We start from the raw sequence: 3,008 nt of genomic DNA, 5'->3' as shown, positions 1-3,008 counted from the left end.
CTGTCATGCAGGCAGGGAATCACAGATCAAGCCACAGGGGTATCCTGAATCGGGAAAGCCGCAACACGCTCTAAAATCACTGCAAAGGGCAATCAGCCCGCCGTGGCGATGACCGACGTCGCGCTCTGGTTCGCGGCTTTGCGTCAACGTGCAGGCGTTGCCGCTCGTGCGCTGGAGTTCGCCACGCTATGCGCAAGCCGATCGGGCGAAGTGCGCGGCGCTACATGGGCGGAGATCGACCTGAGGGCAAAGATTTGGACAATTAGCGCCGAACGGATGAAGGCAGATCGGGAGCATCGCGTGGCCCTTTCAGGTCCGGCAGCCGCGATTATCGAGGCGATGCCGCGAATGGAGGCCTCGCCATTCATCTTTGCTGCCCCACGTGCAGGGCAGCTGTCCGACATGACCATCAGCGCCGTCATGCGCCGCATGCAGGCAGATGAAGTAAAGGCCGGGCGATCCGGTTGGCTCGATCAACGCTCAGGCCGCCCAGCGGTCCCCCACGGACTGCGCAGCACTTTCCGCGACTGGGCAGCCGAACGGACAGACTATCCCCGCGACATGGCTGAGATCGCTTTGGCGCATCGCGTTGGGTCCGAGGTCGAGCGTGCCTATCGGCGCGGGGATATGATCGAAAAGCGCCGGCAGATGATGGCTGACTGGGCGCAGTTCCTGGGAGCGGGATAGTGGATGCAAAGGCGCTGCGGCGACGGCTTGAGAAGATAGCGCATGCAACCGCGCCATCTCAGTCTGTCGACGCGTCTGGGTTTTGGGTCGGCGATCGCGCAGGAGAACGGCAAGCTACAGACGACTTCAGCACGGGGCGCCGCTCCTGGCTGGGCGCTTACGAGGCAGCTTGTGCCGGTCTGAAAGCGCTGGACGGCAACGATCTGGATCTAGCCGAAATTCACGTTTGGCAAGCGAATGACTTCCTGATGGATGCCCTCTGGTCGAGGATTGAACCATCGGACGTCGAGTTCATGTCCAACAGTGCGCAGCGACGTGGCCGCAAACCCAAGACTCAAGGCCGGAATGCCAAGCTGGCCGCGGCTATCCAGGATCAGCACAGCGTCGGCATCACCGGGAAAGCTGCCCGCAACGCAGCGCTTAAGAAGCATCCAGACTTGGCCAAAGCATTCTTGGGGATGTCAGACGATGCAATCAGGAAAGCTGCAGATCGCGGCGCCAAAGACCTGAACTAAACAATATTGGGACAGAAATACGGCCGCAGATTTTTCGTCCGCATTGGCTAGTCCAGCTTGTTCGCATCCGCAACGAAAGGATGCACCGTGTATCTATCAGATAAGCAGGTCGCCAGCCGCTACAATGTCACCCGTCCAACTGTTTGGCGCTGGGTAAAAGCTGATCCGACCTTTCCGAAACCAATTTCCCTTTCGCCCGGCTGCACCCGCTGGAGGCTTGATGAGATCGAGTCCTGGGAAGCTGCACGCCGCGCGGCATGAGGTCCAGCTATGAACGATCAGACATGGAATAGCCCCGGTGCGCTGGCGGGCGCGACCGAGGCTGGAATTCAATCTTCAGCAGATTACAATTACAGTATGCCAGAGCTTCAAGCTATCGCAAGGCGTTTCAGCGATGCGCTGGCCCAATTTGAACCCGACGATCGCTTGACCGTTCTGGAAAGTGCGCACGAGTTCCTGCGCGCAGGAATGCCGATCGTCCTGTTCGGAAGCCTCATGGAGGAGGCAGCATTCTGGGCTGATAGGGCGAGCAGAGCTGAGCGGAAAGCCTATGGCCTCGCCTGCTTTAACCGCTACACCCCGCAGGAGAAGGCTGCGTTCTTCGCCTACGTGCAGCAGGGCATGCCGCATGAATGAATTTGCGGCTTTGAATGCTCTCGATGCAGCGCATAGCGCACCTGGGGCTGTGAGACCCATCACTCCATCACAATTCCGCTTCGTTGCGGTGTCGGATCTGGAATGGCGCGAGCCGGAATACATCGTTGAGGGCTTGATCGAGACTGACACTTTAGGGGAGATCTTTGGGGACCCTGGTGGCGGCAAGTCCTTCGTCGCTGTTGATCTGGGGCTCTCTGTCGCGACAGGTCAACCATTCCACGGCCACAAGACCATGCAGGGGCCCGTCCTGTTTATCGCGGGCGAAGGTCACAATGGCCTAGCCAGACGCTTTGCGGCTTGGAGTGCGGAGCGGGGCACGCCCCTTGCAGGCGTTCCGCTATTCAAGTCAGAGCGTGCCGCGCAATTTCTTGACCAGGCATCAGCGACGGCGGTGTCTCAAGCGGCCGATCTCGTAGCCAGAGAACACGGCGCACCCCGCCTTATCATTATCGACACCGTGGCGCGAAACTTTGGCGCCGGCGATGAAAACAACACCAAGGACATGAGCGATTTCATTGCCGCGATGGACGACCTCAAGGCGCGCTATCCGGGCTGTGTCGTAATGCTTGTCCATCATTCGGGTCATGCCGACAAACAAAGGGCCCGCGGTGCTATGGCGCTGAAAGGCGCATTGGACTTTGAGTATCGCGTGGAAAAGGACGGGAACTGCGTCCAGCTCATCAACACCAAGATGAAAGATGCCGAACCGCCCGCAGATATGCACTTTACCCTCGAGAGCGTCCAACTGTGCGGGAATGCGCAAAGCGCGGTTCTGCGCGGTGCGGAGGCCCCTGAACGACAAACTCGCAGATCCCCAGCGCAGGTCTTGGCTCTCGCGACCTATCAAGCTGCAGCATGCTCGAAGGGCATCTGGAATGAGAAAGGCACGGCATTTCTTGGCGTGCATATCGATGATTGGCGGGATGCTTTCTATGCCAAGCATACCGGCGACAACGCCGCGTCGAAGCGCCAAGCCTTCCTTCGGGTGCGGAACGACCTCATCTGCATGAAGCTGATGAGCGTGAACGATGATCTATATCTGGTAGATGACGCTACAATTCAGACTGAGGTTTATCGGTAAGCGTCCGGTCTAACCGCTACCCGTTCCAGTGCCATGGCAGCAGTTCATCGATCTTGGTGATCTTGTAG

Annotated in this window: 5 protein-coding genes; all 5 read left to right on the top strand. The window is 58.8% G+C overall.

What is annotated here, in order from left to right:
• Window positions 1–108: 108 nt before the first annotated feature.
• The 5 genes from FHD68_RS18190 to FHD68_RS18170 all read left to right on the top strand — a co-directional run bounded on the left by FHD68_RS18190 (window position 109) and on the right by FHD68_RS18170 (window position 2,940).
• Window positions 109–687, top strand: coding sequence for a tyrosine-type recombinase/integrase (locus tag FHD68_RS18190; protein WP_341872780.1), 579 nt, complete (start codon window positions 109–111; stop codon window positions 685–687).
• Window positions 687–1,202 (top strand): hypothetical protein, encoded by a 516-nt coding sequence (locus FHD68_RS18185; RefSeq protein WP_139086497.1) that lies wholly within the window; start codon window positions 687–689, stop codon window positions 1,200–1,202. The genes FHD68_RS18190 and FHD68_RS18185 overlap by 1 nt, the downstream gene beginning before the upstream one ends.
• 87 nt (window positions 1,203–1,289) lie before the next feature.
• Window positions 1,290–1,463 carry a helix-turn-helix transcriptional regulator gene (locus FHD68_RS18180; RefSeq protein WP_204245707.1) on the top strand — a complete coding sequence of 58 codons (174 nt, stop codon included), beginning with the start codon at window positions 1,290–1,292 and terminating at the stop codon, window positions 1,461–1,463.
• Between the two features lie 9 nt (window positions 1,464–1,472).
• Entirely contained in the window at window positions 1,473–1,838 is a 366-nt protein-coding gene (locus FHD68_RS18175; RefSeq protein WP_139086487.1) for a hypothetical protein, read from the top strand.
• Window positions 1,831–2,940: an AAA family ATPase gene (locus tag FHD68_RS18170; RefSeq protein WP_167550439.1), complete on the top strand. Its 1,110-nt coding sequence runs from the start codon at window positions 1,831–1,833 to the stop codon at window positions 2,938–2,940. The genes FHD68_RS18175 and FHD68_RS18170 overlap by 8 nt, the downstream gene beginning before the upstream one ends.
• Window positions 2,941–3,008: the final 68 nt, after the last annotated feature.

The organism is Paracoccus marcusii (genome assembly GCF_006151785.1).
In the GTDB taxonomy this organism is placed as follows: domain Bacteria; phylum Pseudomonadota; class Alphaproteobacteria; order Rhodobacterales; family Rhodobacteraceae; genus Paracoccus; species Paracoccus marcusii.
This window is presented reverse-complemented; position numbering and strand designations above follow the sequence as displayed.

Coding starts and splice junctions, on each gene's coding strand:
- FHD68_RS18190 (WP_341872780.1), top strand. CDS start 109: ATGACCGACGTCGCGCTCTGGTTCGCGGCTTTGCGTCAACGTGCAGGC.
- FHD68_RS18175 (WP_139086487.1), top strand. CDS start 1,473: ATGAACGATCAGACATGGAATAGCCCCGGTGCGCTGGCGGGCGCGACC.
- FHD68_RS18170 (WP_167550439.1), top strand. CDS start 1,831: ATGAATGAATTTGCGGCTTTGAATGCTCTCGATGCAGCGCATAGCGCA.